Source organism: Flavobacterium sp., from assembly GCF_035299245.1.
In the GTDB taxonomy this organism is placed as follows: Bacteria; Bacteroidota; Bacteroidia; order Flavobacteriales; family Flavobacteriaceae; genus Flavobacterium.
This window is the reverse complement of record NZ_DATGWY010000002.1, coordinates 1-14,725: the sequence shown is the minus strand read 5'-3', so window position 1 is coordinate 14,725 and position 14,725 is coordinate 1. Positions and strand designations below refer to the sequence as shown.

Below are 14,725 nucleotides of genomic sequence, written 5' to 3'. Positions count from 1 at the left end.
CTAATTTTTGTCAAATACTGCTAATTTGTTTAATCTTTCTTTAAAATAATTAAACAATTGATATATTTGTACATCAATCAAAATCAAATTATTATGAAAAAGAAATTCGCAAAAATTGTTTTTATTGGACTTACCTCTTTATGTTCAACCGTAGTGAGTGCTCAAGAAGAAATCAAACTTATTGGTTTCACTTCCAATGGTCAAACCATCGATAATTTAGTCAAATGGAATGCAGGAGAGACTAGTTATCTTGAAACAAACCCAGTGGATTACATTGGCGTTTTGGTGGGTTCGTCGGTGTATAACTCAAAAATTGGAGAATACTATTCGAGGGTTTTAATCTCAGAAAATGAAGACTATATAAGTAAAATGCTAAAGTACCAGACGCTCAACAACTCATTTTTATTGACTGATGTTACCAGTGTTTACAATGGCTCTGCCGAAGTAGACATGCAAACTGGTTTACTGTATTCGTATGATGTCGATTTGGAATATAATGTTTTTTTAAAACGATATAATCCTGAAACAGGAACTTCGACAAATATGGGCTTTTTTGGCATTGATGACTTGGGAATACTCTACCCTGATGGCAGTTGTTTTGATTCCGACAATACAGTATATTATTTTATAACACAAACAGAAGATGGAAAAAAATTAGTGAAGTCAACCATAACTAATGATGGTTATTCGTATACACTAACTCCTCTAATCGGACCTACTATTACCGGAAACATAGGGTTAGAATACAGCAATGAAGAAAATAAAATTCATTTAATATATCCAGAATTTAATGCTGAAACAGGTACTTCGTCTTTAAATGTAGGAATTGTAGATAGCGAAACTGGAGAGATAACGAATTTAACTACTATAACTGAAGTAAGTGGACTTCAGTTATTCAATAGAACATACGACCAAGCAACTGAAACTTTAGTATTCATAGCCAACGATCTTGAAAACCAACAACGATTGTATTTGTACAATACAATAACCAATCAATTAGTAAATGAACCTTTACCTGAAAATCTTCTATTGGAAATTGAAGCCGATAACTATGAGTATGCACAAGCTCGTTATGGCGCATTAGGAATTACTGAAAACTTCTCAAACTCTTTATCGATTCATCCTAATCCAGCCAAAGATTCTTTTACAGTACAGTTTGACGGTTTAAATTCTGACTATGAATTGTATGATTTAGTAGGTAAATCGGTTCAAAAAGGAACCATTCAAAGCGGACAAGAAATCAACGTCAATCAATTAAACAAAGGAGTTTATGTTCTCAATATAAAATCGGAATCCTTTAATGAAAAGAAAAAGGTTGTTATTCAATAAGATGAATTCTTTTAAAATAAGATCCGTCCGCAAGACGGATTTTTTTATCATTCATATTTACTAATTTTTAATCACTCGCAAAAAACTGATTTTAGTATATTTGTTCGAACTAAAATTTAACCTGATGATATCTTTCAAAAAAAAATTTCAATTAGTTATCATAATTAGTGCTTTACTAACAATAACGGAATCAAATGCACAAGAACGCAATCTCAAAAACATCAAAAAACTAACTTTCGGTGGTGACAATGCGGAAGCGTATTTTAGTCCGGACGGTAAAAAATTAACCCTTCAAATCACCAACACCGCTTTTGGCGTGCCTTGTGATCAGATTTTTATGCTTGATCTGAATGACCCTGAAAGCTTGAAGCCAATTTCAACAGGAAAGGGTCGAACCACTTGCTCGTACTACATGCCCGATGGTCAACACATTTTGTATGCTTCAACTCATGAAGGCGGTGAAGCATGTCCAACTCCACCCAAATCAAAAGACGGAAAATACGTTTGGGCAGTTTATCCTGAATACGATATTTATATTGCTAATCTTCAAGGTCAAATTGTAAAAAAACTTACTGATTCTCCTGGATACGATGCTGAGGCAGTAGTTTCTCCCGACGGTAAAAAAATTGCTTTTACCAGTACTCGTAGCGGTGATTTGGAACTTTGGACAATGGACATTGATGGAACTAATTTAAAGCAAATTACCTCTGGTTTAGGTTATGACGGTGGAAGTTTCTTTTCTCCCGATAGCAAAAAACTGGTTTTCCGTTCTTCAAGACCTAAAACAGAAGAAGCCATTAAAGAATACAAAGATTTACTTCGTGAAAACATAGTGGCTCCAACAGAAATGGAGATTTACACATGTAATATCGATGGAACTGATCTAAAACAAATAACCAATTTAGGCAAAGCCAACTGGGCACCTTTCTTTCATCCTTCAGGAAAAAAAATCATCTTTTCTTCCAATCATCATTCTACTCGCGGTTACGATTTTCAATTGTACATGATTGATGCCAACGGAGAAAATTTGAAACAAATCACTTACGAGAGTGAATTTAATGCGTTCCCAATGTTTTCTCCCGATGGAAAGAAACTAGTTTTCTCGAGTAATCGTCAACAAGAAAAAGCACGTGAAACCAATGTATTTATTGCGGATTGGGTAGATACCGATGATACAGAATACGCCAATTCAACCGAGCTCAAAAAACACATTTCGTATCTGGCTTCCGACGAATTAAAAGGGCGTTTAACAGGTTCAAAAGAAGAAAAAATAGCTTCAGACTATTTATCAAAACAACTGAAATCATTAGGATTACAACCCTTTGATAAAAATAGTTACATTCAAAATTTTGATTATAAAGTACGTTTAAATCCGCACGATTCTCTTGATACCAAAGCCAATTCAGGTAGAAACGTAATTGGTTATTTAGACAACAAAGCCTCAAAAACAATTGTAATTGGTGCGCATTACGATCATTTGGGATTGAACGAACACAACAACTCTACCAAACCCAATTCTAAAGGCGAAATTCACAATGGTGCCGACGACAACGCATCGGGTGTAGCAGCAGTTCTAGAATTAGCAAGAATATATTCTAAAAACAAAATCGTTGAGAATGCTAATTATGTTTTTGCGTTATTTTCAGGAGAAGAAGACGGTCTGATTGGTTCCAAAAAATTGGCCGAAACCATTAAAACTAAATATCCAAATGTAGTGACAATGCTCAATATGGATATGGTAGGACGATTGAACGACAAAAAAGAAATGACAGTTGGTGGCGTTGGTTCAAGTCCGATTTTTACCCAATTGGTCGAAAAAAATAAACCTGCTGGATTCAACATTACTTTAGATCAAAGCGGAGTCGGACCTTCTGATCATACTTCTTTTTATTTAAAAGACATTCCAGTATTGTTTTTCTTTACTGGAACGCACGCTGATTATCATAAACCTTCTGATGATGAAGATAAAATCAGTTATTATGGTGTCAAAAATATAACGGATTATGCTTTTAGAATTATCAGTGAATTGAGCAATCAAAACACTATCGAATTCACCAAAACTAAAATGAATGCCGAAAAAACGCGTCCGAAATACAAAGTAACTTTAGGTGTAATGCCCGATTATACTGATCACGGCGATGGTTTACACATTGATGGTGTAACCGATGGAAGACCAGCTCAATTAGCCGGAATCATGGAAGGCGACATCATCACCAAAATCGGAACTTGTGATATTAAAGAAGTGTATTCTTATATGGAATGCTTAGGAAAAATCAATGCTGGCGATGAATTACCCGTGACTTTCAAACGTAATGGAGAAACAAAAACTGTAACTGTAAAGTTTTAAACCAACTTTTGAAATAGTAAATCCGCTCCGATTCAACCGAGCGGATTTTTTTTTTACTTTTATAAAAATTAATTTTTATGAAATTGTCAAAATGCCTAATAGTTACTCTAATTGTAACTTCTTTTTTGAGTTGCAAAAAAGATGAAAAATCAACAGACAATCGCTACCAACCCAAAGAATACGTCGAGCTACAACATCCGGAATGGAGTAAAAATGCCACTATTTACGAAGTAAACGTACGTCAATTCACCAAAGAAGGAACGTTTAAAGCTTTCGAAAGTCATTTGCCTCGACTAAAAGCAATGGGAATTGATATCATATGGCTGATGCCGATTCATCCGAATGGAGAGGAAAAACGAAAAGGCACTTTAGGAAGCGAATATTCGGTAAAAGATTATTATGGCGTCAATCCGGAATACGGAAACAAAGAGGATTTTAAACGTTTGGTAGATAAAATCCACAGCATGGGGATGTATGTGATTTTGGATTGGGTAGCGAATCATTCCGCTTGGGATAATCCGCTGGCCAAAGAACATCCTGATTGGTACAGTAAAACTCCTGAAGGCAATTTTCAACCTACACCATGGTACGATTGGGGCGATATCATCGATTTTGATTACAACAATCCCGAGTTGAGAAAATACATGACCGACGCCATGAAATATTGGGTAAAAGATTTTAATATTGACGGTTATCGATGCGACGTGGCCGGATTCATACCCGTTGATTTTTGGGACAATGCTAGAGCCGAACTCGACGAAATCAAACCTGTCTTTATGTTAGCCGAATGGGAAGCTCGTGATTTGCAGAAAAAAGCGTTTGACATGACCTATTCGTGGAGTTTGTGGGATAAAATGCACAATGCAACTGTGGGCGGAAAAGGTATTGGTGGATTGGTCGAATACATGGCACACGATGAAAGTACACATCCGAAAGATGCGTATCGCATGACTTTCACCGAAAATCACGATAAAAATTCGTGGGAAGGCAATCAGTTCTCTAATTTTGGTGATGGTTTGGAATCGTGCATGGTGTTTTGCACTGTCGTGAATGGCATGCCGTTGGTGTACAGCGGACAAGAAGCGGGATTGGATCGCTCGTTGAAATTTTTCGATAAAGATGAAATCGAATGGAAACAACATCCTTTTGCTGATCTGTATAGCAAATTATTTGCCTTAAAACACAAAAATAAAGCGTTGTGGAATGGTAAACATGGCGGACAAATGATTCGGATTTTTAATGATAAAATGGATCAAGTCATTTCGTTTTCACGAACCAAAGACAATGACCAAGTGATTCCGATTATGAATTTTAGCGAAAAACCAGTCACCGTACAACTCGATTCAAAATACCAAAAAGGCGATTATACCGAGTATTTCACCAATAAAAAAGTGAGTTTAAAAGGTGATGATATCTTTGAGATGAAACCTTGGGAATATTTGATTTTAATAAAATAACAATCATGAATGCAACTGAAATTTTAAAAGAATTGGAAGGTTTTGCCGATGCGCAAACCAAAAAAACATTAATGACACACGGGGCGCAAGAACCGTTATTTGGTGTCAAAATAGCCGATTTAAAAAAGATTTTAAAAAAGACAAAAAAGAACCACGAACTCTCTTTGGAATTATACAAAACAGGAAATTCTGATGCGATGTATTTGGCGGGTTTAATGGCTGATGAAACCAAAATAACTGAAAGCGATTTAGACGAATGGGTAGAAAATGCGTATTGGTTGTACCTCAACGAATATGCTGTTCCATGGGTAGCATCAGAAACGCCTTTTGGATTCTCTATTGGTCTAAAATGGATTGCCTCCGAACATGAAAATACGGCTTGTGCTGGTTGGGCTACTCTTTCCAATTATGCCTCGGTTCGTCCTGATGAAAAATTAGACATAAAAAAATACAGTGAACTATTGGATTTTGTAGAGAAGAACATACACTCGTCTCCAAATAGAGTCAAACGATCGATGAATGCGTTTGTAATTGCTATTGGATCATTTATCAAAGAACTCAACGAAAAAGCATTGGAAACTGCCAAAAACATAGGAAAAGTAGAAGTGATTTTGTCGGGAACCGCTTGTAAAACTCCGCTAGCAACCGAATACATCAATAAGGTTGTAAATGCGGGAAAATTAGGAAAAAAACGAAGTACGGCTCGTTGCTAAACACTTTTTAATCCATCAATCAAAGCATCAATATCCTCTTTGGTATTGTAATGACTGAATGAAATGCGTAAACTTGGTTTTTTCAAATCTTCCTCTGCCAAAATCTCTGCCAAAACGTGTGATGGTTTGACACTTCCGCTTTGACATGCACTTCCTCTGGAAACGGCTATTCCTTTCATATCCAAATTGAATAAAATCATTGAGGTTTTTTCCTCAGAGAAAGGTAATAATACGTTTAGAATGTTGTAAAAAGTATCGTATCCGTTGATTTTAATCTCTGGAAAATTGGTTTGCAATTGAGCTATACAATAGCTTTTTAATTCCGAAATAGCCGAACGTTCTTCTTCCAGTAATTGATATCCTAGTTCCAATGCTTTGGCCATTCCGACCACTTGATGTACCGCTTCAGTTCCGGCCCGAAGACCTTTTTCTTGCTCACCACCAAAAAACATCGGTTGCAACGCAATTCCTTTTTTGATGTAAGCAAAGCCAATTCCTTTTGGTCCGTGGAATTTGTGTGCACTCGCCACTACAAAATCGACTGGAAGTTCGTGCAGATTAAACTCGGTTTTCCCAATCGATTGTACTGTATCACAATGAAACAAAGCATTGTATTGACGGCAAATTTGGCCTACCTTCTCGATATCCAAAACAGTTCCGATTTCATTATTCACGTGCATCAACGTCACTAATGTTGGTTTTTCATCCGAAAGTAATGAAGTCAAATGCGAATAATCAATAGAGCCATTAGGTAAAACATTCACATAGTCAACAGCAATACCAAATTCTTTATTCAATTGTTGAACCGCATATAACGTAGCATGATGCTCAATTTTAGTAGTAATCAACCGCTGAATTCCTAAATCTTTCACGGCACTTTTCAGAATCCAATTGGTAGCTTCAGTAGCACTTGAAGTAAAAATAAGTTCCTGAGAGGTACATCCTAAGCATTTGGCAATGGTTTTTCTAGAAGTTTCCAAAGCGGTTTTAGCACTTCGGCCGTAACTGTGAGTGGAAGACGCGTTTCCAAAATCATTTTGTAAAACTTGAACCATTTCATCAATTACTTCTTGACGTAAAGGAGTAGTAGCCGCGTTGTCTAAATATATTTTCTTCATCTATACAGAACCAGTTTCAGTACTATTTTTTACCAAAACTTATTTTTTAAATTTTATTGAGGTTACAAAAATACGGATTTCTTATCGTTAAATTAGCGCACATTTTGCTTAAAAAAAACTTCTGTTGCACCCAAACCATATTTCTGATAATTGCCATCTTGAAATGAAATTTGTTCGTAACGCTTCAACATAAAGTCGAGTTCTGCTTTCAAAATTCCTTCACCAACACCATGTATAAAAACGATTTTCGGAATGCGATTTTTGATGGCAAATTCAACATGTCTTTTTGCTGTATCCAATTGAATTGTAAGGATGTCAAAATTGGATAAACCACTTTTATTTTTAACTAATTTTTCGATGTGTAAATCAAATTCTGGAATCCCTTTTTCAACTTTTTCTAATTTTTTTTGGAGTTCTAACTGCTTTCTTGAGAGTTGAGCGTCATTATTTCTCTTAAGTAAAGCTTCAGTTTTATTAAAATTATTTAACTCATTGGAATTGTTTATTTTAACCAATTCGTTGACAAAATATGTCATCACGAATTTATCATTAGTTTCGATGGTAATTTCATTATTTTTAACCTCAATCACTACTCCATCTACAGCTTCATCCAAAACCGAAACCTTATCTCCTATTTCAAATTTTTTCATCGTCTTCATCTTGATTTTTACTTGGTGTTTTTGCGCTTAACTTCATCATTCCAAACATGAAAATTACAATTGCCAAACCCGTAATTATTTTGTTAGGATGTTCCCTATTCTGTTCGTAAAAAGCAATAAAAATTGCTATTGCCATCAACGGAAATAAAATTTTCTTCATCTGATTTTTTTTGTTTCTTCAAAAATAGAAAACTTAAATTAGATAACTGTTTTAAAAAAATTATTTGTAAAATTGTAGACGAAACAAAACAAGTATGGAAGACTACATGATTCCGTGTATGAATAAAAAACTCTTCGGAGTAGAATGCATGGGTTGCGGTACACAACGTGCGATTTGGCTTTTAATTCAGGGCGATTTTGTTGGCGCTTTTAAAATGTTTCCCGCGATATACACATTGATTGCTTTTTTCATTGTTCTATTATTACACTTTTTTCATAAAGGGAAAAACTACAACAAGGCTATTATGATTTTAGGCATCACCAATGGAATCATAATGATTGCTAATTATGTTTATAAAATTTTATTCATATACTAACCAATTTAAATCTTAATTATGGAAAAACGAAAATTACCCAACGAACAAGGAGTTATGGTATTAGGTCTTGCTTCCTTTGTAGGATGTTGCTGCACAAGCGGAATACTGGGTGTTATTTTAGCTGGAATCGGTATTTACTTAGCCAATAAAGACGAAAAAACCTACCTCGCCAATCCTGATGTATACAATTTAGGATCTATGAACACCTGGAAGATACTCAACTACATTGGCATGGCCATCAGCGTTCTTACTCTAATATACTCCATCTACATGAACGTAACGGGCAAAGATATCGAGCAACAAAAGCAATTAATGGAAATGTTAAAACAATTTCAAAAATAATTTCAAATAAAAAATCCGCTTATCTCTAAGCGGATTTTTTTTGTGTTTATTTCAATTTTATCGTTCAAATTCTTTCAACGTATTTACAATAATCGAAACACATTCTAACAGCTGCTCTTCATTCATTACCAAAGGCGGAGCAAAACGAATAATATTTCCATGCGTAGGTTTTGCCAATAAGCCATTTTCAGCCAATTTGAGACAGATATTCCACGCCGTATCGCTTTCTTCTGTATCGTTGATTACAACCGCATTTAAAAGTCCTTTTCCACGCACCAATGTTGCGATATTCGATGTTTTTATATACTCACCTATTTGCTCTCTAAACAATTTACCCAAACGACGCGCATTTTGAATTAACTTTTCGTCGTTTATTACCTCCAGAGCAGCAATTGCAACCGCACCAGCTATCGGATTTCCTCCAAAAGTAGAACCGTGTTGACCTGGTTTGATGACATTCATAATGTGATCGTTTGCCAAAACCGCCGAAACCGGATAAGCCCCACCAGAAAGCGCTTTTCCAAGTATTAAAATGTCTGGAGCAATATAACTGGATTGTTTTTCGCATTTATTTTCACACGTACAATTTCCGCAAACTGCCAATATTGAACCCGTGCGCGCAATTCCGGTTTGCACTTCATCAGCAATGAATAAAACATTGTGTTTCTCACACAACGCTTTTGCTTTAGCTAAATAATCCTCACTCGGCACATAAACTCCTGCTTCACCTTGAATAGGCTCAACAAGGAAACCAGCAATATTTGGAGACGAAATAAGAGCATTTTCCAAAGATTCAATGTCGTCGTAAGGAATTCTAACAAATCCTTCAGTATAAGGCCCGAAATTCTTTCTCGCATTGGCATCATTCGAAAACGAAATAATAGTAGTGGTTCTACCATGAAAATTCCCATCACACACAACGATTTGAGCTTGGTTTTCAGCAATTCCTTTTTTCTCGTACGCCCATTTTCTGCATATTTTCAGAGCGGTTTCTACAGCTTCAGCACCCGTATTCATTGGTAATACTTTGTCGAAACCAAAATAATCAGTAACAAATTGCTCGTAAACACCCAGTTTGTCATTGTAAAAAGCACGCGATGTCAACGTAAGCGTTTGCGCTTGCTGCACCATGGCTCCAATAATTTTCGGGTGACAATGACCTTGATTTACAGCAGAATACGCCGAAAGAAAATCGTAGTACTTTTTTCCTTCAACATCCCAAACATAAACACCTTCACCTCTACTTAAAACTACTGGAAGCGGATGGTAATTGTGAGCGCCGTATTTATCTTCTAAAGCAATAGCTTCGGCTGAACTCATTTTTTCTAAAACTGACATAATTTTTTCTTATTGATTTTTGAAATCGCAATTCCTTCTTACGGAGAGAAATCATCCGTTATTTTTTTACAAAAATAAAGAAAATTCAAAAAACAAATCTTTAATCCCAAATAAATTAAAAATTTCAGATTATAAAATTCAAAAAATTGCGATTTATGTGGTTTTGATTTTAAAAAATTGAAACTTTTTTTTTGGTTTATTTTTTTATGATTTGGAATTTACTTTTTCCAGTATATCATTCATCATTTCAATCTGCACTTTCTGAATTTCGATTAATTCTTGTTGCTGATGCATGATCAAATGATCCAATTTTTCGTCGAGCATTCTGATTTCCAATTCTGATTTGAGGTTAATCATGTAATCCTTTTTAGCGCGCTCACGATCTTTCTCTTCTTGACGATTTTGGCTCATCATAATTACGGGTGCTTGTAATGCCGCAATACACGACAAAATCAGATTCAAAAGTATGAACGGATACGGGTCAAAACCTTTATTCATCAGTATGAAAACATTTGAACCAATCCAAATGGTAATGAATACAAAAAACGAAATAATGAACGTCCAACTTCCGCCAAACGACGCTACTTTATCGGCTATGACTTGCCCAAATGTTCTATTATCAACCTCATCTTCAACTTTAGATACAAACGACTTATCTTCATTAAGTGAATGCATTACACTTTTATGTAAATCGGTCAATTCGCCTACTTCACTTTTCAAAAATTTAGCAATGTATTTTTCGCGGTATACATTCAACTCACTTTCAGCAATGAACTGACTTTTATCAAAATCCGGATGATCTTCTTTAATTAAATTAAAAATAGTTACTCGAATGGTTCGACCTGATACTTTTTCTTTCTCGGAAAACTCCTTGCCTGAAATAGCGCTAACAAATGTTGACTTTGAATTCATAATGAAACTTTTGGCTAAGGTACAACTAATGAAATCACAAAATACAAGTATCAAATTTCAAATAAATTAAAAACTTCAAGCTATAAATTCAAAACATCACGATTTTAGAATTTTAAATTTTAAAAATTGGAACTTATCTGGATTTTGTTTTTTGGGATTTGGAATTTACCACGTCTTACCCGAATAACTCTAACAATTTGTTGACAGTGTTCCAATTGCGAGTAGTCGAAACCACATTCATGCTTTTTTCAATCCACTTGTTGTCCAATTTGGTGTTGGCGGGCGAAGTATCGTATTTGAGGTAAATGCGCCGGCCGTCGAGTTGGATTTCGTCGGGTTTGATGAAATTGAGGTTGAGTTGCGTAATCATGTTTTCAGGCAATTCTGAAGAAACAAACGAAACGTACAACTTTTTCAAATCAACTCCTTCTTCGTTTAAAAACAGATTTCGATCCAAACACGCTTGCAAATCTCCTTTTCCAATCACCAAAACCGGAACGTCATGACCAAAGGATTTGTAAATCTCATTTCGAATGAGCATACCTACTTTTCCTGGGTTTTCTTCATTCGTACTGACAAACACATTTCCGGATTGTATGTACGTACTAACATTTTGAAAACCAATGTTTTCTAACGCTTTTTTTAAAGCATCCATTTTAATCATTTTATGACCGGATACGTTGATGCCGCGAAGGAGTGCGAGATGGGTTTTCATGGTGAATTTTTCTACTAATTTATATTTTTTTCTTAAACTCTCCTAAAAAAACTATTCAATCCCTTATTTTTGCGCCATGAGTAGAAAAAAGACCGACCGTATTATATTTGAACACGTTGCTGTTTTGGATGCTGGCGCCAAAGGTGTATCCGTAGCTAAAGCACCCGATGGAAAAGTAATTTTTATTCCAAATGTGGTTCCAGGTGACGTTGTAGACGTGCAAACCTTTAAAAAACGTAAAGCTTATTACGAAGGAAAAGCCATTAATTTTCATTCGTTTTCCGAGAACCGAATCGAACCGGTGTGCCAACATTTTGGTGCTTGTGGAGGTTGTAAATGGCAAAACATGAAGTACGAGCAGCAACTTACCTACAAAAACAACGAAGTGTTCAATAATTTAAAACGCATCGGTAAAATTGAATTGCCCGATTTTGAACCGATTTTGGGTTCAGAAAAGCAATTCTTCTACCGCAATAAAATGGAATTTGGGTTTTCAGACACGCGTTGGATGACCAACGAAGAAATGGATAAAAGAAGAGCTGCCGAGCTTGACTCGGTGAATAACGCCGACATTCATTTCGGTGCAACTCAAAATGCACTCGGCTTCCACATTCCGAAAATGTGGGACAAGATACTCGATATTGAAAAATGCCATCTGCAAGAAGATCCATCCAATGCGATTCGAAATTCCATCAAAGAATTTGCGACAGAAAATGGCATGACGTTTTTCAATGCGCGTAATCACGGTGGTTTATTGCGAACATTGATGATTCGCACTGCTTCTACGGGTGAAATTATGGTATTGATTCAGTTTTTTGAAGATAATAAAGCGCAACGCGAATTGTTGTTGGATTTTGTTTTTGAACAATTCCCACAAATCACTTCGTTGCAATACGTCATCAACAGCAAAGCCAACGACACCTTGTACGATCAAGACATTAAATTGTACAAAGGACGTGACTATATTTTGGAAGAAATGGAAGGCTTGAAATTCAGCATCAACGCCAAATCATTTTATCAAACCAATTCCGATCAAGCGTACGAATTGTACAAAATCACTAGAGAATACGCAGGCTTAACTGGAAATGAAGTTGTATACGATTTGTACACCGGAACAGGAACTATCGCGCAATTCGTCTCCAAACAAGCCAAAAAAGTAATTGGTGTAGAAGCCGTTCCCGAAGCAATAGCGGATGCAAAAGAAAACGCCAAACGCAATGAAATAACTAATTGCGAGTTCTTTGTGGGTGACATGAAAAATGTGTTCAACGAAGCGTTCATCGCACAGCACGGCCAACCCGATGTAATCATTACCGATCCGCCACGCGATGGAATGCACAAAGATGTAGTCGAACAAATCCTTAAAATTGCACCAAAAAAAGTCGTGTATGTGAGTTGTAACTCGGCCACACAAGCACGTGATTTGGCTTTAATGGATGAAAAATACAAAGTAACACGTGTTCGACCCGTTGATATGTTTCCGCAAACGCATCATGTGGAAAATGTTGTACTTTTGGAACTGCGTTAATTTTAGAAGGCAGATTTCAGATTTCAGAAAGCAGAAGGCAGAGAAAATAATATTAGATTAAAAATACAAAATCAGCGCAAATCAGTAAAATCCGATTTATCCGCGTGCAATAAATAATAGCAAAGCGAATAACTAGAAAACCGAATTGAATTTTATGAAACAATTACTATTTATCCTATTAATCACCTTTACACTTTCGAGTTGTGAGAAAGACGACATTTGTGATCCTGCAACTTCGACTACACCCAGTTTGGTGATTCAGTTTTACGATGCTGATAGTCCGAATAACGTTCAAACAGTGACTAATTTAAAAGTAATTGCACCCGGATTTACCAATGCTGTTTCAGGAACTTCTGGAGTGAGCAAAATAACCATTCCACTAAAAACATCTGGAGACTCCACTTCATTTGAATTCATAGAAAATGGTGGTGACGCGGACACTACTGATGATAATACTGACGTCTTGCAATTTACTTATACTCGTAAAAACATCTATGTATCGAGAGCGTGTGGTTACAAAGTGAATTTTGATTTGACCAACACCAATACCAACATTTTGACTGCAGATACTGATAATTGGATCCAATCTATTGTAATTGCACAACCTAACATTGAAACCGAAAATGAGACACACATCAAAATTTATTTTTAGTCTTTCGATCCTTTTGGTTTCATTCATTGGAACTGCTCAAGAAGCAAAAAAGAAAGATTCAATTGCTCCCAAGACGGAGAAATTCGGAATTCGAGTGGGTGTTGATTTATTCAAATTGACACGTTCGTTTTACGAAGACGATTACCGCGGAATTGAATTGGTGGGTGATTATCGTTTGACAAAAAAGTACTTCATTGCTGCAGAACTTGGAAACGAAAGTAAAACGGTTGACGAACTCAATCTGAATTTCACTACCGAAGGTACGTATTTGAAAGTGGGTTTTGATTACAATGCGTATGAAAACTGGTTGGACATGGAGAATATGATTTACTTGGGATTGCGTTATGGAGTCAGCTCGTTCAGTCAAACATTGAATGGATATCAAATTTACAATTCCGATCCGTATTTTAACGAAGGTGAAATTTCGTATCCAGGAGAAAAATTCGAAGGATTATCAGCTCAATGGGCCGAAGTGGTTGCTGGAGTAAAAGCAGAAGTATTTAAAAACGTATATGTTGGGTTCAGTATGAGATTGAATTACCTCATTTCGAACAACAAACCCGAATCGTTTGATAATTTATACATTCCTGGCTTTAACCGAACCTACAACGGAAAATTTGGAGCTGGATTCAACTACACTGTTTCTTATTTTTTACCGTTGTACAAATCAACCGTAAAAACCAAAGAGGTAAAAGATGCTAAAGGAAAATAGCCTAACCTACCTCTTTCGCGTCTTTTAAAAATAACCAACGCATGTAAATCCCTTCTTTACCATTTACAACTCCAGCTTGGAATTTAGGAGCAATTAATGTTGCCACTACAAACGACGCTAACGGACGCATGATTCCAGTTAACGAAGTATAATCGATTACAACATAACGGAAAAACACGTAGAGTATTCCGAAACTCAATAAGTTGTATAAAAGTGCTTTATTCTTTTTTGACATTTTTTTATGTTTATGGTTTGTTGTTTATGGTTTGTTGTTTATGGTTCTATTTTCTGCTTTCTGCTTTCTGCTTTCTGCTTTCTGCTTTCTGCTTTCTGCTTTCTGCTTTCTGCTTTCTGCTTTCTGCTTTCT

General features: G+C 35.9%; 16 protein-coding genes. 9 read left to right on the top strand and 7 right to left on the bottom strand.

Going from position 1 to position 14,725, the window contains the following annotated elements:
• Positions 1–93 precede the first annotated feature (93 nt).
• The 4 genes from VK161_RS00535 to VK161_RS00520 all read left to right on the top strand — a co-directional run bounded on the left by VK161_RS00535 (position 94) and on the right by VK161_RS00520 (position 5,846).
• A complete protein-coding gene (locus VK161_RS00535) occupies positions 94–1,329 on the top strand; it encodes a T9SS type A sorting domain-containing protein (RefSeq protein ID WP_324212789.1) in 1,236 nt (411 codons plus the stop codon).
• A gap of 124 nt (positions 1,330–1,453) precedes the next feature.
• Complete coding sequence (locus VK161_RS00530) at positions 1,454–3,676, top strand: M20/M25/M40 family metallo-hydrolase (RefSeq protein WP_324212788.1); 2,223 nt, start codon at positions 1,454–1,456, stop codon at positions 3,674–3,676.
• A gap of 77 nt (positions 3,677–3,753) precedes the next feature.
• Positions 3,754–5,133, top strand: a complete 1,380-nt coding sequence (locus VK161_RS00525) for an alpha-amylase family glycosyl hydrolase (RefSeq protein WP_324212787.1) — start codon at positions 3,754–3,756, stop codon at positions 5,131–5,133.
• A 5-nt stretch (positions 5,134–5,138) separates the two neighbouring features.
• Positions 5,139–5,846 carry a DNA alkylation repair protein gene (locus VK161_RS00520; RefSeq protein WP_324212786.1) on the top strand — a complete coding sequence of 236 codons (708 nt, stop codon included), beginning with the start codon at positions 5,139–5,141 and terminating at the stop codon, positions 5,844–5,846.
• On the opposite strand, the gene VK161_RS00515 is transcribed toward VK161_RS00520, so the two are convergent.
• The 3 genes from VK161_RS00515 to VK161_RS00505 form a co-directional block, all read right to left on the bottom strand.
• Positions 5,843–6,964, bottom strand: a complete 1,122-nt coding sequence (locus VK161_RS00515) for a cysteine desulfurase family protein (RefSeq protein ID WP_324212785.1) — start codon at positions 6,962–6,964, stop codon at positions 5,843–5,845. The two genes, VK161_RS00520 and VK161_RS00515, sit on opposite strands and share 4 nt — an antisense overlap.
• A gap of 92 nt (positions 6,965–7,056) precedes the next feature.
• Positions 7,057–7,614: a Smr/MutS family protein gene (locus VK161_RS00510; protein ID WP_324212784.1), complete on the bottom strand. Its 558-nt coding sequence runs from the start codon at positions 7,612–7,614 to the stop codon at positions 7,057–7,059.
• Positions 7,601–7,783: a hypothetical protein gene (locus tag VK161_RS00505; protein WP_324212783.1), complete on the bottom strand. Its 183-nt coding sequence runs from the start codon at positions 7,781–7,783 to the stop codon at positions 7,601–7,603. The genes VK161_RS00510 and VK161_RS00505 overlap by 14 nt, the downstream gene beginning before the upstream one ends.
• Before the next feature lie 94 nt (positions 7,784–7,877).
• Between VK161_RS00505 and VK161_RS00500 the strand changes: the two genes are divergently transcribed.
• Positions 7,878–8,159 (top strand): DUF2752 domain-containing protein, encoded by a 282-nt coding sequence (locus VK161_RS00500; protein ID WP_324212782.1) that lies wholly within the window; start codon positions 7,878–7,880, stop codon positions 8,157–8,159.
• A gap of 18 nt (positions 8,160–8,177) precedes the next feature.
• A complete protein-coding gene (locus tag VK161_RS00495) occupies positions 8,178–8,501 on the top strand; it encodes a CCC motif membrane protein (protein WP_324212781.1) in 324 nt (107 codons plus the stop codon).
• A gap of 57 nt (positions 8,502–8,558) precedes the next feature.
• Here the strand turns inward: VK161_RS00495 and rocD are convergent, their stop codons facing one another.
• From rocD to VK161_RS00480, 3 genes are all read right to left on the bottom strand, one after another.
• Positions 8,559–9,839, bottom strand: coding sequence for an ornithine--oxo-acid transaminase (rocD, locus tag VK161_RS00490; protein WP_324212780.1), 1,281 nt, complete (start codon positions 9,837–9,839; stop codon positions 8,559–8,561).
• A 204-nt stretch (positions 9,840–10,043) separates the two neighbouring features.
• The gene (locus tag VK161_RS00485; RefSeq protein ID WP_324212779.1) at positions 10,044–10,751 is read right to left on the bottom strand and encodes a DUF1003 domain-containing protein; all 708 of its coding nucleotides are present in this window, start codon (positions 10,749–10,751) and stop codon (positions 10,044–10,046) included.
• A 175-nt stretch (positions 10,752–10,926) separates the two neighbouring features.
• Positions 10,927–11,466: a DUF1697 domain-containing protein gene (locus tag VK161_RS00480; protein WP_324212778.1), complete on the bottom strand. Its 540-nt coding sequence runs from the start codon at positions 11,464–11,466 to the stop codon at positions 10,927–10,929.
• 76 nt (positions 11,467–11,542) lie between these two features.
• Between VK161_RS00480 and rlmD the strand changes: the two genes are divergently transcribed.
• From rlmD to VK161_RS00465, 3 genes are all read left to right on the top strand, one after another.
• Entirely contained in the window at positions 11,543–12,994 is a 1,452-nt protein-coding gene (rlmD, locus tag VK161_RS00475) for a 23S rRNA (uracil(1939)-C(5))-methyltransferase RlmD (RefSeq protein WP_324212777.1), read from the top strand.
• Between the two features lie 154 nt (positions 12,995–13,148).
• Entirely contained in the window at positions 13,149–13,646 is a 498-nt protein-coding gene (locus VK161_RS00470; protein WP_324212776.1) for a DUF6452 family protein, read from the top strand.
• On the top strand, positions 13,618–14,358 hold the full coding sequence (locus tag VK161_RS00465) for a DUF6048 family protein (RefSeq protein WP_324212775.1): 741 nt from the start codon (positions 13,618–13,620) through the stop codon (positions 14,356–14,358). The genes VK161_RS00470 and VK161_RS00465 overlap by 29 nt, the downstream gene beginning before the upstream one ends.
• Before the next feature lies 1 nt (position 14,359).
• Here the strand turns inward: VK161_RS00465 and VK161_RS00460 are convergent, their stop codons facing one another.
• Positions 14,360–14,593, bottom strand: coding sequence for a hypothetical protein (locus VK161_RS00460; RefSeq protein ID WP_324212774.1), 234 nt, complete (start codon positions 14,591–14,593; stop codon positions 14,360–14,362).
• Positions 14,594–14,725 lie beyond the last annotated feature (132 nt).